This window comes from Rhodococcus sp. BP-241 (assembly GCF_019836145.1).
Lineage (GTDB): Bacteria > Actinomycetota > Actinomycetes > Mycobacteriales > Mycobacteriaceae > Rhodococcoides.
In genome coordinates, this window is sequence record NZ_JABUEI010000003.1 from 283,356 (window position 1) to 303,402 (window position 20,047).

The window sequence follows — 20,047 nt, forward strand, 5'->3', positions numbered from 1 at the left end:
CGCGCACTCCGACTTCCCGACCCATCTACCGAGGCACGAGGTACATGACAGACAACGATCAGCAGTTCCGCATCGAGCACGACACCATGGGAGAGGTTCGCGTACCCGTCGACGCGCTGTGGCGTGCGCAGACACAGCGCGCCGTCGAGAACTTCCCCATCTCGGGCCGCCCCCTCGAGCGCACCCAGATCCGCGCGATGGGGCTGCTCAAGGCCGCATGTGCACAGGTCAACAAGGACCTGGGTCTGCTCGATGCGGACAAGGCCGACGCCATCATCGCGGCGGCCGGCGAGATCGCGGACGGCAAGCACGACGATCAGTTCCCCATCGACGTGTTCCAGACCGGCTCGGGCACCAGCTCCAACATGAACGCGAACGAGGTCATCGCGAGCATCGCGAAGAACGCGGGCGTCGAGGTGCACCCCAACGACCACGTCAACATGTCGCAGTCGTCCAACGACACGTTCCCCACCGCGACGCACGTCGCCGCGACCGAGGCCGCGGTCACCAGCCTGATCCCGGCCCTCGAGTACCTGCACACCGCTCTGGCGGCCAAGGCGACCGAGTGGAAGACCGTCGTGAAGTCGGGCCGCACCCACCTCATGGACGCGGTGCCCGTCACGCTCGGCCAGGAGTTCGGCGGCTACGCACGTCAGATCGAGGCCGGCATCGAGCGCGTGCAGTCCACGCTCCCCCGCCTCGGCGAACTCCCCATCGGCGGCACCGCCGTCGGCACGGGTCTCAACGCCCCCGACGGCTTCGGCCCGAAGGTCGTGACCGAGCTGGTGAAGTCGACCGGTGTCGACGCCCTCACCGCGGCGAAGAACTCGTTCGAGGCCCAGGCGGCTCGTGACGGTCTGGTCGAGGCGTCGGGCGCGCTGCGCACCATCGCCGTCTCGTTGACCAAGATCGCCAACGACATCCGCTGGATGGGGTCGGGCCCGCTCACCGGTCTCGGCGAGATCCGGCTCCCCGACCTGCAGCCCGGCAGCTCGATCATGCCCGGCAAGGTCAACCCGGTTCTCCCCGAGGCGGCCACCCAGGTGGCGGCGCAGATCGTCGGCAACGACGCGGCGATCGCATGGGGCGGCGCAGCCGGAGCCTTCGAACTCAACGTCTACATCCCCATGATGGCGCGCAACCTGCTCGAGTCGTTCACGTTGCTCGCCAACGTCTCCCGCCTGTTCGCCGACAAGTGTGTCGACGGCCTCGTCGCCAACGAGGAGCACCTCAAGCAGCTCGCCGAGTCGTCGCCGTCCATCGTGACACCTCTCAACAGTGCGATCGGCTACGAGGAAGCTGCGGCCGTCGCCAAGCAGGCCTTGAAGGACAAGAAAACCATTCGCGAGGTCGTCCTCGAGCGTGGACTCGTCCCCGAGAAGTTGTCGGAAGAAGAACTCGACAAGCGCCTCGACGTCCTGGCGATGGCCAAGGTCCAGGACTGACCCAGCACTCCCCGCCCCGCATCACGGCGAAACGCTGTGGTGCGGGGCGATCAGGAGGAGTGTGACGTGTCATGACACGAACTGCAGTGGCACTCCTCGGCGGCGCCGCCGCGATCGGCGCGGCGCTGGCCGCCCCCGCACTGGCGTCCGCCGGACCCGTTCCCGACGGCGTCTACGTCGGCACCACGCCCGACGGCGCTCCCGTCCCGCTGTGGGACGGCAAGACCATCACCGGCGACACGACGGTCAACCGACTTCTCGGCGTGAACGCGATCCCGGGCGACGTCTACCGCGCCCCGAGCATCGCGACCGGGGCCGACGTGGTCCACGTCGACTACTCGCGCCTGTCCCCCGCCTTCGGAGCCGTCTTCCACGACGAGATGACGCGCGACGCCGTGAACCCGAACCGTTGGAACGGCACCGTGTACTTCGTCGGTGCCGGTCAGCCGGTGGTGGTGGGCGGGTTCGCGATCACGCGCTGATCAGGACGCGGCAGTGGCGAGTGCGCTCTCGAGCTCCGCGCGGGCCGCGAGGCCGTCCTCGCCGAGGCCGTCGAGGGTGAACACGTTCCACGCCTCGAGCAGGGGCTTGATCACCTCTTCGGTCTCGATGGTGCGGTCGTAGAGCCCGATGCCGGCGAGCAGTTCGGCGCTGCCACCGCGGCCGGGGAGATCGACGGTGGGGACCGAGAAGGACGCGACGGTGTCGGCGATGGCGCGGACGGCGCCGTCGGCATCGACGCGGATCGCGGCGGAGACCAGGTCGGTGAAGAGCGTGGTCTGCAGCTCGTCGTCCTCGGCGATGCGGTCGAGGATGCTCGACAGGAGAGCGTCCTGCGACGATGCGGAGGCGCGACGGTGGCGCACGGCCGCTGCGCGCTCGTCGAGGGCGAACTTGGCGAGGATGTGCAGCACGTGCAGAGACGGTGCGGAGTAGCCGGTGGTCATGTGCTCGATGCGCACACGCTCGAGATCCACCGGATCGACCGCGCGAGTCGTCATGAGGTAGTTGCGCAGCACGATGGCGTGCCGGTTCTCCTCCGCGGTCCACCGGCCGATCAGCTTCCACCAGACGTCGCTGCTCCGGAGAGCGAACGCCAGGTCGCGGTGGTACTCGGGCAGGTTGTCGGCGACCAGCACGCTGACGGTGGCACCGACTACCTCGGCGTCACCGAGCGTCACCTGCTCTGGAGACCAGTCCTCGCCGCCGAGGAACGCGAAGTTGCGACCCGAGTCCCACGGAACGTAGTCGTGGGGCTGCCAGTCCCGAGCAGCGTCGATGTGCTTCTGCAGCAGGTGCGCGGCATCGGCTTCGAGCTCGCTCAACAGGTCCTGGTCACTCTTCGGCATCACAGCAGCATAACGGCCGTAGGTGTCCACTCCGAACCTTCGGACCGCGCGACGCGGATTCCGGTGATCTCCCTGACAAAGAGGTCGGTGATAGTTCGGCGTCACATCGCGCCGGGCGGTCCGTGCCGCCCGGCGCGAACGGTGACTCAGGCCGGCCCGAACTCCTCGAGCATCTCGGTGACCAGTGCGGCGATGGGCGAGCGCTCCGAGCGGGTCAGCGTGATGTGGGCGAAGAGAGGGTGCCCCTTCAACTTCTCGATCACGGCGGCGACACCGTCGTGGCGTCCGACCCGCAGGTTGTCGCGCTGTGCCACGTCGTGCGTGAGCACCACGCGTGATCCTGTGCCGAGCCGCGAGAGCACCGTCAGCAGGACGTTGCGTTCCAGCGACTGCGCCTCGTCGACGATGACGAACGAGTCGTGCAGCGACCGTCCGCGGATGTGCGTGAGCGGCAGCACCTCGAGCATGCCGCGTGCGGTGACCTCCTCGATGACCTCCGGACTCGCGAGACCGTCGAGCGTGTCGAACACCGCTTGCGCCCACGGGCCCATCTTGTCGCTCTCGCTGCCGGGGAGGTAGCCGAGCTCCTGGCCGCCGACCGCGTACAGCGGCCGGAACACGACGACCTTGCGATGGGTCCGTCGTTCGAGCACCGCGTCGAGGCCCGCGGTGAGCGCGAGCGCGGACTTACCGGTGCCGGCCTTCCCGCCGAGCGAGACGATGCCGATGCTCTCGTCGAGCAGCAGATCCAGGGCGACGCGCTGCTCGGCGGACCGGCCGTGCAGGCCGAACGCCTCACGCTCGCCGCGCACCAGCTGCACCTGCTTGTTCGCCGTCACCCGACCCAACGCGCTGGACGTGCCGCCGAGCAGTCGAACACCGGTGTGGCACGGCAACTCTCGCGCTTCGTCGATGTCGGCGAATCCCTCGGCGAACAGGCCGTCGATGGTCGCGCGCGACGCCTCGATCTCGGCCATGCCCGTCCATCCCGACGGGACGACGTCGTGAGCGTGGTACTCGTCGGCCGGCAGACCCACCGCACCGGCCTTGACGCGCAGCGGGATGTCCTTGCTGACCAGCACCACGTCCTTGCCCTCGGCGGCGAGGTTCAGTGCGCACGCGAGGATCCGCGAGTCGTTGGAGTCGGTCCGGAAGCCGACGGGAAGAACAGCGGGGTCGGTGTGATTGAGCTCGACCTGCAGGGTGCCGTTCTCGGTGCCGATGGGCACGGGCTGATCGAGGCGCCCGTGGCGGATCCGCAGGTCGTCGAGCATCCGCAACGACTCGCGCGCGAACCACCCCAGTTCGTGATGATGCCGCTTGCCCTCGAGCTCACTGATGACGACGAGTGGAAGGACGATCGCGTGCTCGGCGAACCGAGTCACGGCCCAGGGGTCCGAGAGCAGAACCGAGGTGTCCAGCACGTAGGTGCGGACGGTAGAACCGGAGCGAGCTGCAGTCACGTGGGGCTCCTAAGGACGCGCGGTCACCGCGCATCCGTCGATCGCTGGACCGGTCGATCCCGACACCGCAGGGACCGGGGCCGGCCCCTCCCGACCGAATGACTCAGTCATGTGTGAGGACCTCCCGTACGGACGGCTTCCCCGCCACCCGCACTGCTGACGCTAGACCGGATCGGGGGCGCAGGCTCGTCGACACGTGGGGACGTGTGGGTGAACTCTGCGTTACACGCCCGTGCGCCTTTCGCGCATCCAGGAGTACGCAAAAGGCGCACGGGGCCGAAGGCCACGGTGTTAACTTCGGCCGATGCAGAACGCGCAGGAAATGCAGCAGCTCAGGGGAACCCACGGCACCGTCGCCTACCGTTCCTGGCCGTCCACCACGCCGGGATTCGTCGCGCTGCTCGCGCACGGATACGGCGAACACTCGGGTCGCTACGGCCACCTGGCGTCGACCCTGACGTCGGCCGGAGCGGCGGTGTACGCCCCCGACCATCACGGGCACGGGCGGTCCGACGGGACGCCCGCCGAGATCACGGACGTGGACGGCATCGTCGCCGATCTGCACTCGATCGCGGACATCGCCCGCGGCGAGCACCCCGATCTACCGGTGATGCTGCTGGGCCACTCGATGGGCGGTCTCATCGCCACGCGCTACGCGCAGACCCACCCCGGCGAGCTGGCGGCACTCGTGCTGTCCGGTCCGCTGGTCGGGCAGAACCCGGCCTTCTCGATGCTGCTGTCGATGGACGAGATCCCCGAGATCCCGATAGACCCGTCCGTGCTGTCCCGCGACCCCGAGGTCGGCGCCGCGTACCAGGCGGACCCGCTGGTCTTCCACGGCCCCTTCGCGCGCGTCACCCTCGAGACCTTCACGGCCGCGGTGGAGACGGTGTCGTCCTCCGGCACTCTCGGCGACCAGCCGACGTTGTGGCTGCACGGCGGCGACGATCAGCTGGTGCCGCTGGAGCCGACGACCGAGGCGATGCGCTCACTGCGCGGCCCGTCGTTCGAGGAGAAGGTCTACCCCGGTGCGCGGCACGAGATCCTGAACGAGACCAACCGCAGCGAGGTCGAGTCGGACATCCTCGACTTCCTGGGCCGCGCCGGCCTGCCGCTCACTCGCGACTGAGGTCGCGGGCGATCGACGAGTAGAGGCCGGGGCGGCGGTCCACCAGGTAGGGGTTGTCTCGATGGGCCGCCGCCACGACCTCGGTGTCCACCGTGCCGAGAATCAGGCCGGTCTCGTCGTCGAGCCGGTCGATCACCTCTGCGTCGGGGCCGACGATGCTGCTACGGCCGACGTAGGTGGTGGCGCGCTCGGTTCCGACGTGGTTGACGTACGCGACGTAGAGCTGGTTCTCCCATGCGCGCGTGCGGATGACGACGTCGGCCACGAATGTGAACGGCACCATCTGCGCGGTGGGAACGAGCAGGGCGTGCGCGCCCGCGAGGGCCGCGGCTCGGACGTTCTCGGGGAACTCGACGTCGTAACAGATCATCAGACCGAGCCGCACCCCGCGGAAGTCGACGACCGTCACCGAGTCGAGCCCGGGCGAGTACCACTCCCGGTCGAGCTCACCGTAGAGGTGCGACTTGCGGTGCTGCGCGATCACACTGCCGTCCGCATCGACGAGTGCGACCGTGTTGTACACCGCTCCCGCCTCGGTCTCCGGCAGACCCACGAGCAGCGCGATGCCGCGGCGGCGCGCCAGTGCGCACACCTCGGAGAGAAGCTCCCGTGACGTCAGCTCACCGAGGCGATCGCCGATGTCGTACCCGGTCACGAACATCTCCGGCGTGACCAGGAGGTCGGCTCCGCGCGCCAGAGCCGCCCCCGCGGCTCCGTCGAGTTCCGCGAGGTTGGCGTCGACGTCACCCGGTGACCCCGCCGTCTGCAGACCCGCCACAGTGAGCCGCATGTCGGATCAGCCCAGCAGTCCCCAGCCCTCGAGTCCCTCGTACAGCGGGAAGTCGTGGGCGAGCGTGCTGACGCGACCACGCAGGTCGTCGGTGGCCTCGCCGGTGGCGAGCGCCGTCGCGATGATGTCGGCGACCTCGGTGAACTCGGCCTCGCCGAACCCACGGGTCGCGAGCGCCGCGGTACCGATACGCAGACCGGAGGTGACCATCGGCGGGCGCGGATCGAACGGCACCGCGTTGCGGTTCACGGTGATGCCGACCTCGTGCAGCAGATCCTCGGCCTGCTGGCCGTCGAGCTGCGAGTTGCGCAGGTCCACCAGCGCGAGGTGGACGTCGGTTCCGCCCGTCAGCACCGAGACACCCTTGTCGGAGACGTCGGCGCCGGTCAGCCGCTCCGCGAGCAGCGACGCACCGAGCAGGGTGCGTTCCTGACGCTCCCGGAACTCGTGAGTGCCGGCGATCTTGAAGGCGACGGCCTTGGCCGCGATCGCGTGCATGAGCGGACCGCCCTGCTGGCCGGGGAACACCGCGGAGTTGAGCTTCTTCGCCCACTCCTTCTTGGCGAGGATGATGCCCGAGCGGGGCCCACCGAGGGTCTTGTGGACGGTGGAGGACACGACGTCCGCGTAGGGCACCGGAGACGGGTGCACACCGGCGGCGACGAGCCCGGCGAAGTGCGCCATGTCGACCCACAGAAGCGCACCGACCTCGTCGGCGATGGAGCGGAACGCGGCGAAGTCCTGGTGCCGCGGGTAGGCCGACCATCCGGCGATGAGCACCTGTGGGCGTGCGTGCAGCGCCTGCTTGCGCACCTCGTCCATGTCGATGCGGTGGTCTTCCTTGCTCACACCGTAGGACTCGACCTCGTAGAGCTTGCCCGAGAAGTTCAGCTTCATGCCGTGCGTCAGGTGGCCGCCGTGCGCCAGGTCCAGACCCATGATCTTGTCGCCCGGGTTGATCAGAGCCATGAGAACGGCGGCGTTGGCCTGGGCGCCCGCGTGCGGCTGCACGTTGGCGAACTCGGCACCGAACAGCTCCTTCGCCCTGGTCCGAGCCAGATCCTCGACGATGTCGACGTGCTCACACCCGCCGTAGTACCGACGACCGGGGTAACCCTCGGCGTACTTGTTGGTGAGGACGCTGCCCTGCGCCTGGAGCACCGCGCGGGGAACGAAGTTCTCCGACGCGATCATCTCCAGGGTGTCGCGCTGGCGTCCCAGCTCGCCGGCCATCGCCGCGGCGACCTCGGGATCCACCTCGGCGAGGGAGGCGGTGTCGATGTTGGTGGCAGAGACGGGCGCAGCAGTCATGCCGCCGAGTCTAATGCCCGTGATCAGCGCAGTTGAGACGGGATGAGGGGTTCGTCGAGCAGCCGCTCGAAGCGGTCGGCTCGGCCGTCCGCCGAGTCGGCCCGGTGCAGCCACGAGTGCAGCAGGCGATACCCCTCGACATAGGTGCTGGTGTAGGCACGCCAGAGCGGTGAGGACAGGAATCGCAACATCTGACGGGCGCGTTCCGGTGTCGCGAGCGACCACTGCCCCAGGAACGCGGCCACGTCGTCCTGGCTGCGGTGCTCGTCGTGCAGCAGCAGCGCGGCGTCCTGACGCACCCCCAGCAGCTTCGCCGACGCGGTCTGCAGCGCCTCGGCGCGTTCCCCGTCGAATCGCAGGCCGAGGTCGGCGTAGATCTCCTGCGCCCACACTCCCCAGCCCGGCCCGACGATCGACTCGAGCGCCAGGTCCGCGAGGCCCTCGGCCATCAGGCACTGCGGAGTGTTGACGACGAAGAGCGTCTGCTCCGCCTGCCCGGCACCGCGCACGAGCCCAGCCTCCTTGCGGCAGTGCTCGGTGTGGTGGCCCGGGTACGACTCGTGTGCGATGAGATGGGGCAGATGCGCCATGTGCTGCTTGAGGTCCGAGTTGATCGCGACGGTGGACCGGTAGTCGCCCAGGTAGTAGTTGAACCCGGACCACGGCTTGTCGCCCACCACCTCGTAGGTGACCTTCTCGGTGTCGGGCAGCGGGTACCGGCCGCGCACCTTGTCGCGCAACGCACTGGAGAACGCCTCGACGCACTCGGCGAGCCGCTCGGGCGGGATCTCGTCGGCCACGCGGTGAGCGCGCACCCGCTCCCCCAGTGGCCCCGCCCCGGCCAGCACCTCGTCCATCAGGCGATGTGCCTCGCGGTAGTCGTCGGTGTCGCCCGGTGCGATCGCGACGTCGAAGTAGTCGTGCACCTCGTCGACGAATCCGATCTCGTCACCGGCCAACTTCCGTGCCGACGTCTCGAGCGCGCGCAGGTGGACGTCGAGGAACGCGGCGCGGTCCTCGGAGAGCCCCGACGAGGGCAGTTCGGTCCGCAGTTCCGTCGCCCGCCGCGCCAGCGCGCGGGGTTCGGGCGGGGGCGCGTTCTCGACCTGGCGTCGCAGAGCGGGGTCGCCGGTGTAGGCGTCGACGAACCCCTCCTCGAGGCGATCGAAGGACAACCCCAGCACGAGGTAGTCGTGGACGAGAGTGTCGGCGTGCATGACGCTCGACTCTAGTCACGCACCACCCGGCTGTCGGTTCGCCGGAGCCACCCAGCACAATTCAGTCATGGAGGCAGCGTGTCCCGAGTGAGCGAGTCGAGTCCGTACGTCGAATTCGACCGTCGACAGTGGCGCACTCTCCGGAACGCGACACCCCTGGTCCTGACCGAGGACGAGCTCACCGGCCTGCGCGGTCTGGGCGAACAGATCGACCTCGACGAGGTCGCGGAGGTCTACCTCCCCCTCGCTCGACTCATCCATCTCCAGGTGGCCGCCCGCCAACGCCTGTTCGCGGCGACGGCCACGTTCCTCGGGGAGAAGACGCCGGACCGCCAGGTCCCGTTCGTCATCGGCATCGCCGGCAGCGTCGCCGTCGGCAAGTCCACGACCGCGCGCGTGCTGCAGGCACTGCTGGCGCGATGGGAGCACCACCCGCGCGTGGACCTGGTGACGACGGACGGGTTCCTCTACTCGTCGGCCGAGCTGGTGCGTCGAGGAATCATGCACCGCAAGGGTTTTCCCGAGAGCTACGACCGGCGCAAGCTTCTGCGCTTCGTCACCGAGGTGAAATCCGGCGCCGAATCCGCACGCGCACCCGTGTACTCGCACGTCTCGTACGACATCGTGCCGGGCAAGTACACCGAGGTGCGACAGCCGGACATCCTCGTCATCGAGGGACTCAACGTCCTGCAGACCGGTCCGCGCCTCATGGTCTCGGACCTCTTCGACTTCTCCATCTACGTCGACGCCCGCATCGAGGACATCGAGAAGTGGTACGTCGACCGCTTTCTCGCCCTGCGCTCCACGTCGTTCGCCGACCCGGCCTCGCACTTCCACCACTACTCGGGACTGTCCGACGAGCACGCCAGGATCGCGGCCGCGGACATCTGGCAGTCGATCAACCGGCCCAACCTGGTGGAGAACATCCTGCCGACGCGCCCCCGCGCCACCCTGGTGCTGCGCAAGGACGCCGACCACACCATCAACCGGCTGCGCCTGCGCAAATTGTGACGACCGGCCTCCGGCCTGCCCGGCTCCGGCTCAGGTACCGAATCTCCGGTGCCGCGCGGCGAAGTCGCGCAGCGCGCGCAGGAAGTCGACGCGGCGGAACTCGGGCCAGTAGGCCTCGGTGAACCAGATCTCCGAGTACGCGCTCTGCCACAGCAGGAACCCGGACAACCGCTGCTCCCCCGACGTGCGGATCACCAGATCCGGATCCGGCTGGCCCGACGTGTAGAGGTGCGAGTCGATGCCCTCGACGGTGACCGAGCGGAGCAACTCGTCCCCGTCGGCACCGTCGGACAGCCGTTCCGCGATGAGCGACTGCACGGCGTCGGCGATCTCCTGACGGCCGCCGTACCCGACCGCGACGTTGACGTGCGTTCCCGAGCGGCCGGCCGTGCCGGCGGCGGCCTCCTTGAGGCGGCGGGCGGATTCGGCGGGAAGCAGATCCATCGTGCCGACGATCTTCACGGACCAGTTCTTTCCCGGTCCGCTGATCTCCTCGACGACGTCCGTGATGATCTCGAGCAGCGAGTCGAGCTCGTCCGGTGACCGGCGCAGGTTCTCGGTGGACAACAGGTAGATGGTGGCCATCTCGACGCCGGCCATGTCACACCACGTGAGCAGCTCCGCGATCTTGAGCGCGCCCATCCGGTGCCCGTGGCTGACGTCGGTGAAGCCGTTCTCCCGGGCCCAGCGACGATTGCCGTCGCACATCACGGCGACGTGCCGAGGGTGCTGAGCGCCCTCGAGCTGACGCAGCAGGCGCCTCTCGTAGAGCGTGTACAGCAGACCGCGAGCCTTCACCCAGCTCCCCACTTCGACAGAATTGTTCAGCAGGTGATCACCCTACGCCCGCAGTACGACGCGATCGGCGTGACCGACTCGTCACCGCGCCGCATGATGGTTCCGTGGCGTACGGGGTACCCGGCTCCGACCGCACACGAGAGAACAGGAGCAGTCATGACTGTTGTCCGGGACACCACGGCGAGCGTCGAAGCCGTGTGGAACGTGCTCTCCGACGGGTGGAGCTACGCGACGTGGGTGGTGGGCGCCTCGCGCATCCGCGCCGTCGACCCCGAGTTCCCCGCGCCCGGCTCGCGGATCCACCATTCGGTCGGGCTGTGGCCCGCCGTGCTGAACGACGAGACGCGGGTACTGAGCATGACGGAGGGACGCGAGGTGACACTCGAAGCGCGCGGGATGCCGGCAGGCAAGGCGACGATCGTCCTGCGCCTGACGCCGCGAGGCTCGGGGTGCCGGATCGAGATGATCGAGCACGCTCGGACCCTCCCGTTCTCGCTCGTTCCCGAGTCGGTCCAGCACGCACTCGTGTATCCCCGCAACACCGAGGCGACACGGCGACTCGCGCTGCTGGCCGAGCGTTCCGCGGTTCCCCGATGACGACCACGACGGTGGACGCCGTCGTGATCGGAGCGGGCCACAACGGACTCGTCGCGGCGTCCGTGCTCGCCGACGCAGGATGGGACGTCGTCGTCCTGGAGTCCGCCCCGGTGCCCGGCGGCGCGGTCCGCAGCGCCGAGCTCACCCCGGGATACGTGAGCGACCTGTTCAGCGCCTTCTATCCCCTCGGTGCGTCGTCCCCGGCGTTCACGGCGCTCGAGCTCGACCGCCACGGACTCCGCTGGACCCACTCACCCGTCGTCTTCGGTCACCCGCGCTCGCCCGACGACGAGGACGCCCCGGTGGTCCACCACGATCCCGAGGACACCGCCGCCATGCTGGCGGAGCACGATCCGCGCGACGGCGAGGCGTGGATGTCCGTGGTGGACCAGTGGAACCGGATCCGCGATCCTCTGCTGCACTCGCTGTTCGGCAGCTCCTTCCCGCCTGTCAAGGGTGCCGCGACGCTCTTCCGGCGCCTCGGGACCGCGGAGACACTGCGGTTCCTGCGCTTCGCAGTACTCCCGGCCCGGGCGATGGCGCACGAGTTGTTCCACAGCGAGGCGGCGCGATGCCTGCTGCTCGGCAACGCCATGCACGCCGACGTCCCCACCGACGCACCCGCGAGCGGCATCATGGGCTACCTGCTGACGATGCTCGCGCAGGATGTCGGCTACCCCGTCCCGGTCGGCGGTGCGCAGAAGCTGACCAGCGCGCTCGTGCGCCGGGCCGAGAGCGCCGGGGCGCGGGTCGTCTGTGGAACCGAGGTGACCTCGATCGACGTCTCCGGCGGTGTCGCCCGCGGCGTGCGGACGGCAGGCGGCGACACGTACGTCGCACGGCGAGCCGTCGTCGCAGACGTGTCCGCTCCCGCGCTGTACGGCTCGCTGTTGCCGCGGGACGCGGTTCCCGCCCGGGTGCACAGCGATCTCGAGAAGTTCGAGTGGGACACCCCGGTGGTGAAGATCAACTACGCGCTCGACTCCCCAATCCCGTGGCGCTCGAAGAGTCTGAACGAGGCGGGCACGGTGCACGTCGGCGCAGACGACGACGGTCTGGTGCGATGGAACGCCGACCTGGTGACAGGCCGCATCCCGGAGCGGCCGTTCATGCTGTTCGGTCAGATGACGACCGCGGACGCCACCCGCTCCCCGGCCGGGACGGAGAGCGCATGGGCGTACACACACCTCCCCCGCGGTGTGACGGACGACGCCTCGGGCGACCTGCTCGCCGAGCGGGTCGACACCGTCCTCGAGGAGTACGCGCCCGGGTTCGCGGCGTCGATCGTCGGCAAGCACGTCCAGCGGCCGGGCGACCTGACAGCGGACGACGCCAACCTGTTCGGTGGCGCGGTGAACGGCGGAACGTCGCAACTGCAGCAGCAGTTGGTGTTCCGGCCCGTTCCCGGACTCGGACGTACGGAGACTCCCGTCGGTCGGTTGTTCCTCGGGAGCGCGTCCGCCCATCCGGGCGGCGGCGTGCACGGGGCACCGGGACTGGCTGCGGCGAGGGCCGCGTTGGCGAGCGACGGTGTGCGCGGATGGGTTCACCGCAAGACGATCAGTGCCCTGATGGATCTGACACTCGGTGACCGCTAGTTCGGCCACGGTCGGAGCGCGAACCTACGGTACCGTAGGTTCGTGACTGTCTTCGGGCTCGACGAACTGCCGGTGAAGCCGCGCATGCGCGGATGGATCCACCTGTACGCCTTCGGGGTGTCGGTGGTCTGCGGGATCGTGCTCGTGGTGCTCGCCTACTCGGCGGTGTCCGTCCGGGCCGGTCTCGCGATCACTGTCTACGCCGTCGCGACGTGCGGTCTCTTCGGAGTGAGCGCGACATACCACCGCGTCCACTGGCAGACCGTGCGCAGCCGGACGTGGATGAAGCGCGCCGATCACTCGATGATCTTCCTGTTCATCGCCGGCAGTTACACGCCGTTCGCAGTGCTCGGGCTGCCGAGCCGCACCGGCACCATCGTGCTGATCGTGGTGTGGGCCGGTGCGCTGGCCGGAGTGACGCTGAAGATGCTGTGGCCCACGGCCCCTCGCTGGCTGGGCGTGCCCCTGTATCTCGTGCTGGGCTGGGCCATCGTGCCGGTCGCGGGCGAACTCACCCATCGTGTGGGCGTCGGACCGATGGCACTGCTGGTGGCGGGCGGCGTGTTCTACAGCATCGGCGCGGTTCTCTACGCAACGAAATGGCCCAACCCGTGGCCCACCACGTTCGGCCATCACGAGTTCTTCCACGCCGCGACGGTCGTCGCCGCGGTGTGCCACTACATCGCCGTGTGGCTGGTGCTCTTCACCTGATCCGGCGTCACCGGACCAGGAGTGCGGTCAGGTCCTCGGGGTCGGTGACCGGTCGGTCGCACACGAAGCCGTGACACACGTACGCGGCCGACTCGCCGCTCACCAGCGGGCGATCCGCGAGCAGCGGGACCGAGTCGGGTGGACCCGCGACCACCACCGTGCCGCCGGCGGCGACGCGGCGGGCGGTGCGTACGAGGTCGTCGTCGACCGACTCCGTGGCGATCGCCACCTGCACCGGTCCCGCCACCGCGGCTTCCGCGACGGTCAACCAGTGGCCGGCTGACCGGGGTGCCCGCTCGAGCAGGATCGACGCTCGCGCAAGCGACCTGTCCGCCGCCGCACCGAAGCGCGAGGAGTTCTCGCTGGACGCGGCCACCGTCAGCAGAGCCTCGGTGATCAGTGCCGCTCCGGACGGGGTCGCGTTGTCGAGTGGATCGCGAGGCCGGGTCACGAGCGTCTCCGCGTCGTCGGCGGTGTCGAACCAGCTGCCCGGCTGCTCAGGATCGGCGAAGTGGTCGAGCGCGACGTCGAGTACCTCCTCCGCCGCCGTCAGCCAGCGTGCCTCCCCGGTCGCCTGGTGCAGCGCGGCGAGAGCGACGGCGAGTGCGCCGTGATCCTCCGCGATAGCCGCCGCATCGCCCACGACACCGCCCAGGGACGCCCGCCGTAGTCGGCCGTCGACGCGGTGCAGGTCCAGGATGCGGTCCGCGCAGCGTGCTGCCGCATCGACCCAGTTCCGGTACCCCAGCGCGGCGCCGCCCTCGGCCAGCGCCGTGATCGCGAAGCCGTTCCAGGCGGTCACCACCTTGTCGTCGCGCCCCGGCTGAGGACGCGTGGCACGCGACGCGGCCAGTGCTGCGCGCATGCGTGCGAAACGCTCGGGGTCCGTCGGTTCGGCCCGCAGCTGCAACACGGACGCCCCCTCCTCGAACGTGCCCGTGTCGGTCACCCCGAACACCTGTGCGGCCCGAGCCCCGTCCTCGTCGCCCAGCACCTCGACCAGCTGCGCGGGTGTCCACGCGTAGGTCAGACCCTCCACCCCGTCGGTGTCGGCGTCCAGGGCGGAGGCGAAGCACCCGTCGTCCGTGCCGAGATCGCGCAGGAGGAAGTCGGCGGTGTCGACGGCCACACGATGAGCGAACGCATCGCCGCGGCGCGCCAGGTGAGCGTAGAAGCGCAGCAGCAACGCGTTGTCGTAGAGCATCTTCTCGAAGTGCGGCACCACCCAGTCCGCATCGACGGAGTACCGGGCGAAACCGCCCCCGAGCTGGTCGTACATCCCGCCGCGGGCCATGGCGTCGGCGGTACGGCCCACCGCAGCGCGGGCAGGCTCCGACCCGGTGCGCTCGACGTGGCGGAGCAGCCCCTCCACGAGAGACGACGGTGGGAACTTCGGTGCTCCGCCGAAGCCGCCGCGCGGCACGTCCTCGTCCGCCAGAACGCGCGCCACCGCCTCGTCGAGCAGGGCGGCGTCGACGACTCGGTCGCCCTCCGGGATGCCCGCGGCGGTCCTGCGCAGTTCCGCGACCACCGAGGCCGACGCCTGCTGCACCTCGTCACGACGGGTGCGCCACGTCTCGGAGATGGCTTCGAGTAGCTGCGTGAACGACGGCATCCCCTGCCGAGGTGTGGGCGGGAAGTAGGTGCCGCAGTAGAACGGTTCCGCGTCGGGGGTGAGGAACGCCGTCATCGGCCAACCGCCCTGACCCGTCATCGCGACCGTCGCGTTCATGTAGACGGCGTCGATGTCGGGACGTTCCTCGCGATCGACCTTGATGCACACGAAGTTCGCGTTCATGATCTCCGCGATGGCGTCGTTCTCGAACGACTCGTGTGCCATCACGTGACACCAGTGACACGCCGAGTAGCCCACCGACAGCAGGACCGGGACGTCTCGTTCGCGAGCCCACGCCAGGGCGTCGTCACCCCACTGCTGCCAGTGCACGGGATTGTCGGCGTGCTGACGCAGGTAGGGGCTCGTCGAGTCGGACAGGGTGTTGCGCTCACGGGTGGCCACCCCTGCAGTGTCCCCCGTGACACCCGGCGCAATCACCGCTCGGGTCGCAAACCCCTCACCGCTCGGGTCGGAAGCCTCCGCGGTCCGTGCCCTCGTCCGCCGCCTGGTCCGGCGTCGGATCCTCCGGCTCGAAGGACGCCGGAAGCTTCTTGAAGTGCGCGTTCATCGACCGCACCAACAGGGCGGTACCGATGAGCAACAGCACGATGATGACGAGGCCGACGGGTGACGCCTTACCGAACTCGGGCCCGGTGTTGTTCTGCGCCAGTATGATCGACGCGCTGAGCACGGTCATCTAGGACTCGATCCCGGCGAACAGGTCGGTCTCGGGCAGCGACGTGCGCACGCGGGTCCGCGCCAGCTCGTACTCCTCGGTCGGCCACAGCTTCTTCTGCACGTCGACCGGGACCGCGAAGAAGCGGCCGTTCGGATCGATCTGGGTGCGGTGCGCACGCAGTGCGTCGTCACGCTGCTGGAAGTAGTCCGCGCACTCCACCTGGGTGGTGACGCGCTCCATGATCTCGCCGCGATCCTTCGGCCACTGCGCGAGCCATTCCGTGAACGGCCCCTCCTGACCGGAGGCGATCATCTCGTCGTCGAACAACTGCATGCGCTGGCGGATGAAGCCGTGGGAGTAGTAGAGCTTCGAGACCTCCCACGCCTCGCCCGTTCCGGGGAACTGCTCGGGATCGCCGGCCGCCTCGTACGCGGCGACCGACACCTCGTGGCAGCGGATGTGGTCGGGGTGGGGGTAGCCACCCTTCTCGTCGTAGGTCGTCATGACGTGCGGCTTGAAGTCGCGCACCACGCGCACCAGAGCCTCGGTCGACTCCTCGAGCGGCACCAGCGCGAAGCATCCCTCGGGAAGCGGCGGCAGCGGATCTCCCTCCGGCAGACCGGAGTCCACGAACCCCAGCCACGTCTGCTGCACCCCGAGAATGGCTGCGGCAGCGGCCATCTCCTCCTTGCGCACCTCGGACATGCGCTCGCGCACACCGGGGATGTCCATGGCCGGGTTGAGGATGTCGCCGCGCTCACCGCCGGTGAGCGTGACCACCAGCACCTCGTTGCCCTCGGCCGCGTAACGCGCCATGGTGGCAGCGCCCTTGGAGGACTCGTCGTCGGGATGGGCGTGCACTGCCATCAGTCGCAGTCCGCTCACGTGTGCCTCACTTCAACTATCGGTGGTGCTCCGGTTCCGGTCCGGGCACCTCCAATAGTTCCACTTCGTCCGGTACCCCGCCGAGGCGGTACCGGGTCCGCGGGTAAGTTCGACGGCGATGTCCACCACGCCGCAGAGTCTCCCCGAGGGTCGCTACCCCACCAGTCGGGGAATCGCCCCGTCCCGTGTCCTCGCCGTGGCTCTGACGCTGCTGGTCATCGCGCTGGGCGTGGCCGTCGCCTACCTCGGATACACCAAGTTCACCACCCCCGACGTCGACGGGACGATGGTGTCGTTCGACATCGTCGGCGAGGACCGCGTCGACGTGCGCCTGAACGTGACCAGGGACGACCCGTCCCAGCCCGCGGTCTGCATCATCCGATCGCGATCGCGCGACGGAACCGAGACCGGGCGACGCGAAGTACTGATCCCGGCGTCCGAGAACGGCACCGAGGACGTCCGCAGCTTCGTGATCACCTCGGCCGCGCCGGGCCTCGCCGACCTCTACGGATGCAGCCTCGACGTGCCGGAACATCTCACACCTCGGTGACCGTCGGGTGCCGACCAAGAAACCACGAAGTTCTTTCGTGGTAAAATCGCTTCGTACACGGCTCACCCAGTGGGGCCGTGTATTGCTGCATTGACGGGCGTAACGCGAGCACTCGAGCCAAGGGCCGTTCGCATCGACCGCGTTCCGCCCCGGCGGAACGCCCTGCTCGTGACGGAGCTCGCGCACCAGCGCGGGCTCTCTTTCACGTGTGGGCTCGGTGACACCACCGCACGCCGCCTACGAATACCGGAGCCGAACGGCTCTGAAGAACACGAGGGAGTGATCGAGATGAGCGAGACCCAGGTGACCTGGCTGACCCAGGAGTCGCACGACAGGCTCAAGGGCGAACTCGACCAGCTCATCGCCAACCGACCCGTCATCGCCGCGGAGATCAACGAGCGACGGGAAGAGGGCGACCTCAAGGAGAACGGTGGATACCACGCCGCCCGCGAGGAGCAGGGCCAGCAGGAGGCGCGTATCCGCCAGCTGCAGGAGCTGCTGAACAACGCCAAGGTCGGCGAGGCTCCCACCCAGTCGGGCGTCGCGCTCCCCGGGTCGGTCGTCAAGGTCTACTACGACGGTGACGAGTCCGATTCCGAGACGTTCCTCATCGCCACGCGTGAGGAGGGCGCACGGGACGGCAAGCTCGAGGTCTACTCCCCCAACTCGCCCCTCGGCGGCGCATTGATCGACGCCAAGGTCGGCGACACGCGCGAGTACTCGCTGCCCAACGGCAAGACCATGAAGGTCACGCTCGCGAGCGCGGAGCCGTACCACAACTGATCTCGCACGACGCATGTCGTTCGGCCCCGCACGTTCGCGTACGGGGCCGAACTGCGTTTCCCATCCGTGTGGCCGCCGGGCTCGAAGCCCTGGTGTAACAGGCACGCGCTCGCCGAGCGATGAACGCCATGGAGGTGCCACCAGATGAGTCTCGCCACGAAGGCATTCGCAGGGTTCGACATCGACGACCGCCACGTGCGGGTGGTCGTCACCGACGCGGCCGTGATCACCGATGCGGCAGCCGCGGCGCGCACCGCCCTGGACACGTGGCTCGACATCGTCTCGCTCACCCGTGCGGACTCCGAACTGCAGCGACTGAACCGCTCCTTCGGCCGGACCGTGCGCGTCTCCCCTGCTCTGGCGGACCAGGTGCGACACGCCCTCGCCGCCGCGGACCTGACGGCCGGCGCCGTCGATCCGCTCCGCAGCTCGCGCACGGACACTCACGAGGCCATCGAGGTCGACGGTCTCGGCGTGCGCCTTCCCGGCTGGGCCACAGTCGATCTGGACGCGACAGCGCTCGCCGTGGTCGTGGAGCGCATCGCCGCGACGATCGCACGCCGCTTCGCCTGCGGGGCACTGGTGTCGGTGTCGGGTGCGAACTCGACCGACACCGACATTGCCGTCGCCGGGCCGGAACCCGTTCGTGGATGGCAGATCTCGGTGATCGACGGCTCGGCGGAACGCCTCGTTCCGATCGCCTCGGGAACCACGATGGTGACCACCACGGGCACCACCACGGCCACGGTGGCCGCGTCCTCCCCCGTGGTGGCAGCCGCGCTGTCGCGCGCCGCGGCAGCGGGCGCCGACGCGCTGGTCGATCGCGCCGCCGACCACGCCTCCGCCGCGGTCTTCATCGCCGCCTGATCACTCCTGAACTGTCCGATCACTCCTGAACTTCGGCCTCGTATCCGGCGGCCGCGAGACCCGACAGCACGGCGGCGCGGTGATCCGGGCCCCGGGTCTCCAGGGTCATCATGATCTCGACCTCGTCCATCGCCAGCCGCCCTGCCGTGCGCGCGTGCACCACGTCGACCACACTCGCGGCCGTGTCGCGTGCCACGCCGAGCACCCCCACCAGGCCACCCGGGCGGTCGGGGATGACGATGCGCACCGTCAGATAGCGACCCGCCGCTCGCAACCCGTGCGCGACGACGTGTGTCAGCAGGAGCGGATCGATGTTGCCGCCGGACAGGACAGCGACGATCGGGCCGTCACCGTGGAACTGTTCGGGATGGTCCATGAGCGCAGCGACGGCTGCCGCTCCGGCGGCTTCGACGATGAGTTTGGCGCGCTCCATACACAGCAGCAGTGCCCGCGACAGCGCGTCCTCGCTGACGGTGATCACGCGGTCCACCATTTCGGTGACGTGCGCGAAGGGGACCGCCCCGGGACGCCCCACGGCGATACCGTCGGCCATCGTCGACATCCGTTCGGCAGAGATCGGCATACCGGCCTCGAGCGATCCGGGCCACGCGGCTGCCTGTTCCGCCTGCACCCCGACGATGCGAATGTCCTTGCCGCTCAACGCGACGGCAGCGGCGATGCCGGCGACGAGACCGCCGCCGCCGGTCGGCACCACGATGGTGCCCACATCGGGCATCTGGTCGAGAATCTCGACGCCGACCGTGGCCTGGCCAGCGACCACGTCGATGTGATCGAACGGGTGGATCAGCACGGCGCCGGTCTCGTCGGCGAAGGCCATGGCCGCCAGGAGAGCCTCGTCGATGGTGGTGCCCACCTGGTGAATGGTGGCCCCGTACGCCTTGGTGGCCACCAACTTCGGCAGCGGCGCACCGTTCGGCATGAACACCGTCGACGCGGCCCCGAGTTCCGACGCCGCCCACGCGACGCCCTGCGCGTGATTGCCGGCACTGGCCGCGACCACCCCACGAGCGCGCTCCTCGTCAGTCAGACCCGCGATCCGGTTGTACGCACCCCGCGGCTTGAACGATCCGGTGCGCTGCAGGTTCTCGCACTTGAGCCACACCTGGCGGTCGGTGCGATCGGACAGGACACGGGACGCCACGAGGGGTGTGCGGCGCATGACCGGGGCGAGCAGCGCGGTGGCGCGGTCCAGCCGGTCGGCGGTGAGGAGATCCATGGCTGGAACCCT

20 protein-coding genes are annotated in these 20,047 nt (G+C 69.1%); 10 read left to right on the forward strand and 10 right to left on the reverse strand.

What is annotated here, in order from left to right; genetic code table 11:
• Window positions 1–44: 44 nt before the first annotated feature.
• Both HQ308_RS07745 and HQ308_RS07750 read left to right on the forward strand, forming a co-directional pair.
• Window positions 45–1,445 carry a class II fumarate hydratase gene (locus HQ308_RS07745; protein ID WP_027503925.1) on the forward strand — a complete coding sequence of 467 codons (1,401 nt, stop codon included), beginning with the start codon at window positions 45–47 and terminating at the stop codon, window positions 1,443–1,445.
• Between the two features lie 71 nt (window positions 1,446–1,516).
• Window positions 1,517–1,927 (forward strand): hypothetical protein, encoded by a 411-nt coding sequence (locus HQ308_RS07750; protein WP_222646074.1) that lies wholly within the window; start codon window positions 1,517–1,519, stop codon window positions 1,925–1,927.
• Here the strand turns inward: HQ308_RS07750 and HQ308_RS07755 are convergent, their stop codons facing one another.
• Window positions 1,928–2,794 carry an acyl-ACP desaturase gene (locus tag HQ308_RS07755; protein WP_027503927.1) on the reverse strand — a complete coding sequence of 289 codons (867 nt, stop codon included), beginning with the start codon at window positions 2,792–2,794 and terminating at the stop codon, window positions 1,928–1,930.
• Between the two features lie 146 nt (window positions 2,795–2,940).
• Window positions 2,941–4,257 (reverse strand): PhoH family protein, encoded by a 1,317-nt coding sequence (locus HQ308_RS07760; RefSeq protein ID WP_222646075.1) that lies wholly within the window; start codon window positions 4,255–4,257, stop codon window positions 2,941–2,943.
• A gap of 304 nt (window positions 4,258–4,561) precedes the next feature.
• Here HQ308_RS07760 and HQ308_RS07765 point away from each other — a divergent pair, with 304 nt between their 5' ends.
• Entirely contained in the window at window positions 4,562–5,386 is an 825-nt protein-coding gene (locus HQ308_RS07765; RefSeq protein ID WP_261775847.1) for an alpha/beta hydrolase, read from the forward strand.
• Here HQ308_RS07765 and HQ308_RS07770 read toward each other — a convergent pair.
• From HQ308_RS07770 to HQ308_RS07780, 3 genes are read right to left on the reverse strand one after another with little or no spacing between them, the layout of a single operon-like run.
• The gene (locus HQ308_RS07770; RefSeq protein ID WP_222646076.1) at window positions 5,373–6,176 is read right to left on the reverse strand and encodes a carbon-nitrogen hydrolase family protein; all 804 of its coding nucleotides are present in this window, start codon (window positions 6,174–6,176) and stop codon (window positions 5,373–5,375) included. The two genes, HQ308_RS07765 and HQ308_RS07770, sit on opposite strands and share 14 nt — an antisense overlap.
• Window positions 6,177–6,182: 6 nt before the next feature.
• Window positions 6,183–7,487, reverse strand: coding sequence for a serine hydroxymethyltransferase (gene glyA / locus HQ308_RS07775; protein WP_222646077.1), 1,305 nt, complete (start codon window positions 7,485–7,487; stop codon window positions 6,183–6,185).
• Between the two features lie 23 nt (window positions 7,488–7,510).
• The gene (locus tag HQ308_RS07780) at window positions 7,511–8,704 is read right to left on the reverse strand and encodes a DUF885 domain-containing protein (protein ID WP_222646078.1); all 1,194 of its coding nucleotides are present in this window, start codon (window positions 8,702–8,704) and stop codon (window positions 7,511–7,513) included.
• 78 nt (window positions 8,705–8,782) lie between these two features.
• Between HQ308_RS07780 and coaA the strand changes: the two genes are divergently transcribed.
• Entirely contained in the window at window positions 8,783–9,715 is a 933-nt protein-coding gene (gene coaA, locus HQ308_RS07785) for a type I pantothenate kinase (RefSeq protein WP_027503933.1), read from the forward strand.
• Between the two features lie 30 nt (window positions 9,716–9,745).
• Here the strand turns inward: coaA and HQ308_RS07790 are convergent, their stop codons facing one another.
• Window positions 9,746–10,513 carry an isoprenyl transferase gene (locus HQ308_RS07790; RefSeq protein ID WP_027503934.1) on the reverse strand — a complete coding sequence of 256 codons (768 nt, stop codon included), beginning with the start codon at window positions 10,511–10,513 and terminating at the stop codon, window positions 9,746–9,748.
• Window positions 10,514–10,669: 156 nt separating this feature from the next.
• Here HQ308_RS07790 and HQ308_RS07795 point away from each other — a divergent pair, with 156 nt between their 5' ends.
• The 3 genes from HQ308_RS07795 to HQ308_RS07805 are packed head-to-tail and all read left to right on the forward strand — an operon-like array spanning window position 10,670 to window position 13,419.
• Window positions 10,670–11,110 carry an SRPBCC family protein gene (locus tag HQ308_RS07795; RefSeq protein ID WP_027503935.1) on the forward strand — a complete coding sequence of 147 codons (441 nt, stop codon included), beginning with the start codon at window positions 10,670–10,672 and terminating at the stop codon, window positions 11,108–11,110.
• Entirely contained in the window at window positions 11,107–12,708 is a 1,602-nt protein-coding gene (locus HQ308_RS07800; RefSeq protein WP_222646079.1) for an NAD(P)/FAD-dependent oxidoreductase, read from the forward strand. The genes HQ308_RS07795 and HQ308_RS07800 overlap by 4 nt, the downstream gene beginning before the upstream one ends.
• Window positions 12,709–12,750: 42 nt before the next feature.
• Entirely contained in the window at window positions 12,751–13,419 is a 669-nt protein-coding gene (locus tag HQ308_RS07805) for a hemolysin III family protein (protein WP_056447363.1), read from the forward strand.
• A gap of 7 nt (window positions 13,420–13,426) precedes the next feature.
• On the opposite strand, the gene HQ308_RS07810 is transcribed toward HQ308_RS07805, so the two are convergent.
• From HQ308_RS07810 to mca, 3 genes are read right to left on the reverse strand one after another with little or no spacing between them, the layout of a single operon-like run.
• Complete coding sequence (locus HQ308_RS07810) at window positions 13,427–15,436, reverse strand: thioredoxin domain-containing protein (protein ID WP_222638198.1); 2,010 nt, start codon at window positions 15,434–15,436, stop codon at window positions 13,427–13,429.
• A gap of 55 nt (window positions 15,437–15,491) precedes the next feature.
• Complete coding sequence (locus tag HQ308_RS07815; protein ID WP_027503939.1) at window positions 15,492–15,731, reverse strand: hypothetical protein; 240 nt, start codon at window positions 15,729–15,731, stop codon at window positions 15,492–15,494.
• A complete protein-coding gene (mca, locus tag HQ308_RS07820) occupies window positions 15,732–16,580 on the reverse strand; it encodes a mycothiol conjugate amidase Mca (protein ID WP_037184227.1) in 849 nt (282 codons plus the stop codon). It lies immediately after the preceding gene.
• Window positions 16,581–16,716: 136 nt separating this feature from the next.
• Here mca and HQ308_RS07825 point away from each other — a divergent pair, with 136 nt between their 5' ends.
• The 3 genes from HQ308_RS07825 (at window position 16,717) to HQ308_RS07835 (ending at window position 18,798) form a co-directional block, all read left to right on the forward strand.
• Entirely contained in the window at window positions 16,717–17,148 is a 432-nt protein-coding gene (locus HQ308_RS07825) for a DUF4307 domain-containing protein (RefSeq protein ID WP_027503941.1), read from the forward strand.
• A gap of 288 nt (window positions 17,149–17,436) precedes the next feature.
• Entirely contained in the window at window positions 17,437–17,931 is a 495-nt protein-coding gene (greA, locus tag HQ308_RS07830; RefSeq protein ID WP_027503942.1) for a transcription elongation factor GreA, read from the forward strand.
• Between the two features lie 144 nt (window positions 17,932–18,075).
• Window positions 18,076–18,798, forward strand: a complete 723-nt coding sequence (locus HQ308_RS07835) for an FAD:protein FMN transferase (protein WP_222646080.1) — start codon at window positions 18,076–18,078, stop codon at window positions 18,796–18,798.
• A gap of 19 nt (window positions 18,799–18,817) precedes the next feature.
• On the opposite strand, the gene ilvA is transcribed toward HQ308_RS07835, so the two are convergent.
• Window positions 18,818–20,035, reverse strand: a complete 1,218-nt coding sequence (ilvA, locus tag HQ308_RS07840) for a threonine ammonia-lyase (protein WP_027503943.1) — start codon at window positions 20,033–20,035, stop codon at window positions 18,818–18,820.
• Window positions 20,036–20,047: the final 12 nt, after the last annotated feature.

What these genes read in the sequence shown, in the direction of transcription:
- HQ308_RS07780 (WP_222646078.1), bottom strand. Translation starts at nt 8,704, where the DNA reads ATGCACGCCGACACTCTCGTCCACGACTACCTCGTGCTGGGGTTGTCC.
- HQ308_RS07750 (WP_222646074.1), top strand. Translation starts at nt 1,517, where the DNA reads ATGACACGAACTGCAGTGGCACTCCTCGGCGGCGCCGCCGCGATCGGC.
- greA (WP_027503942.1), top strand. Translation starts at nt 17,437, where the DNA reads ATGAGCGAGACCCAGGTGACCTGGCTGACCCAGGAGTCGCACGACAGG.
- HQ308_RS07825 (WP_027503941.1), top strand. Translation starts at nt 16,717, where the DNA reads ATGTCCACCACGCCGCAGAGTCTCCCCGAGGGTCGCTACCCCACCAGT.
- HQ308_RS07770 (WP_222646076.1), bottom strand. Translation starts at nt 6,176, where the DNA reads ATGCGGCTCACTGTGGCGGGTCTGCAGACGGCGGGGTCACCGGGTGAC.
- HQ308_RS07795 (WP_027503935.1), top strand. Translation starts at nt 10,670, where the DNA reads ATGACTGTTGTCCGGGACACCACGGCGAGCGTCGAAGCCGTGTGGAAC.
- HQ308_RS07800 (WP_222646079.1), top strand. Translation starts at nt 11,107, where the DNA reads ATGACGACCACGACGGTGGACGCCGTCGTGATCGGAGCGGGCCACAAC.
- HQ308_RS07765 (WP_261775847.1), top strand. Translation starts at nt 4,562, where the DNA reads ATGCAGAACGCGCAGGAAATGCAGCAGCTCAGGGGAACCCACGGCACC.
- HQ308_RS07755 (WP_027503927.1), bottom strand. Translation starts at nt 2,794, where the DNA reads ATGCCGAAGAGTGACCAGGACCTGTTGAGCGAGCTCGAAGCCGATGCC.
- HQ308_RS07835 (WP_222646080.1), top strand. Translation starts at nt 18,076, where the DNA reads ATGAGTCTCGCCACGAAGGCATTCGCAGGGTTCGACATCGACGACCGC.
- glyA (WP_222646077.1), bottom strand. Translation starts at nt 7,487, where the DNA reads ATGACTGCTGCGCCCGTCTCTGCCACCAACATCGACACCGCCTCCCTC.
- HQ308_RS07815 (WP_027503939.1), bottom strand. Translation starts at nt 15,731, where the DNA reads ATGACCGTGCTCAGCGCGTCGATCATACTGGCGCAGAACAACACCGGG.
- ilvA (WP_027503943.1), bottom strand. Translation starts at nt 20,035, where the DNA reads ATGGATCTCCTCACCGCCGACCGGCTGGACCGCGCCACCGCGCTGCTC.
- mca (WP_037184227.1), bottom strand. Translation starts at nt 16,580, where the DNA reads ATGGCAGTGCACGCCCATCCCGACGACGAGTCCTCCAAGGGCGCTGCC.
- HQ308_RS07745 (WP_027503925.1), top strand. Translation starts at nt 45, where the DNA reads ATGACAGACAACGATCAGCAGTTCCGCATCGAGCACGACACCATGGGA.